Annotated in this window: 2 protein-coding genes and 1 pseudogene; all 3 read right to left on the bottom strand. The window is 63.5% G+C overall.

Annotated elements, in window-relative coordinates; translation table 11 throughout:
• A pseudogene (locus ACIRS4_RS37160) lies at window positions 1–403 on the bottom strand (IS3 family transposase); the annotation flags it as partial.
• Window positions 400–693 (bottom strand): transposase, encoded by a 294-nt coding sequence (locus tag ACIRS4_RS37155; protein WP_404204532.1) that lies wholly within the window; start codon window positions 691–693, stop codon window positions 400–402. The gene ACIRS4_RS37155 and the pseudogene ACIRS4_RS37160, both read right to left, overlap by 4 nt.
• A 37-nt stretch (window positions 694–730) precedes the next feature.
• Window positions 731–1,337, bottom strand: a 607-nt coding sequence (locus ACIRS4_RS37150) for a hypothetical protein (protein ID WP_404204530.1), incomplete at its 5' end; no start/stop codon positions are given.

Below are 1,337 nucleotides of genomic sequence, written 5' to 3'. Positions count from 1 at the left end.
GTTCGGTGATATCTGTGAGCCACAAGCGATTCGGAGCATCCGCGGTGAAGTTTCGCAGCACCAGGTCGTCGTGGACCGGCGGGCCGGCCTTGCCCTTGCCGCCACGTTTCTTGCCGAACACACTCCACCAGCCCCGAGCCGAGCAGATCCGCCACGCGGTGCGGTCGGCCATCGGCTCGCCCGCGGCGCGGGCCTCGTCGGCCAGAAACCGATATCCAAACTCTGGATCGTCGCGATGAGCGTCGAACAGGGCGTTCGCGCGATACGCCTCGTCGAGGTCGGCGGTCGTGACGGGTTCGGCGCACCAGCGGTAGTAAGGCTGGCGGGCCAGCCCCAGCACCCGGCACGTCACCGTGACGGGGATCCCGTCGGCGGCCAGCTCGTGGACGAGCGGGTAGATCATTTTCCCGGCAGATTCGCCTGAGCGAAATACGCGGCAGCCTTCTTCAGGACCTCATTTTCCTGCTCCAGCAACCGGATTCGACGTTTCGCTTCGCGAAGCTCGGCCGACTCGTTCGTGCTCTTGCCCGGCTTCACACCTTCATCGATGTCGGTCTGGCGCATCCACTTCGACAGCGTCATCGGGTGGACTCCGAAATCGGCGGCGATCTGTTCCAGCGTCACCCCGGGATCACGGTTGCGAGCGACCCGGACGACATCGTCACGGAACTCTCGGGGGTAGGGCTTGGGCACAGCGACATCCTTCCAGCCTGCCTGCAGGCAAGCCGCACTAGGTGTCACCTATCCCTGCATCAGTCCCCAGCGTCGGAGTCCCATTCTTGAAAAGCGACCGTACCTCGATGGCGTCGAACTTGACGCGGCGGGCGCATGTGGCGGCGCGGCTGACCAACAGGTCTTGCAGGTGGATCTTTGCCGGCCTGAAACGATCGGCGGAGAGCTCCTCGTGGACGAGGGTGTACGACTCGGCGAAGTGTGCCAGCTCGGTGTTGTTCAGAAGAGCGGCAGCTTTGGATGCGCCAAGCTCCTGAATGTCTCGGACGATGTGCATCTCGAGGCCTGTCGCGTCGACCTTCAGCTTCTCGATGCGCCCAGCAAGATCCGGGCTCGCAATCAGCAGGACTCCAACCACCAAGAGCGCGATTGGCCCGGTCGTTCCCTCGACAGAAAATACTCGCACTGCCCCTGCGGTGAGGAGGGCCAGTCCGGCGAAGCCCAGCACAACTCGCGGCAGGCGACGAGCAACCCACTTCCCCAGAGTCCCCAAGCGCGAACCAGGCAGAGTTGGAGAAGGAGTAGCACCTTCCACGTCGGTCGGGCACGAATTCACAACAGTCACAAGGCGATCCAAGTCGAAGGTGCGAATCGTGTCCAGCTGG

It is taken from the genome of Streptomyces sp. NPDC101166 (assembly GCF_044768125.1).
GTDB lineage: Bacteria > Actinomycetota > Actinomycetes > Streptomycetales > Streptomycetaceae > Streptomyces.
This window is presented reverse-complemented; position numbering and strand designations above follow the sequence as displayed.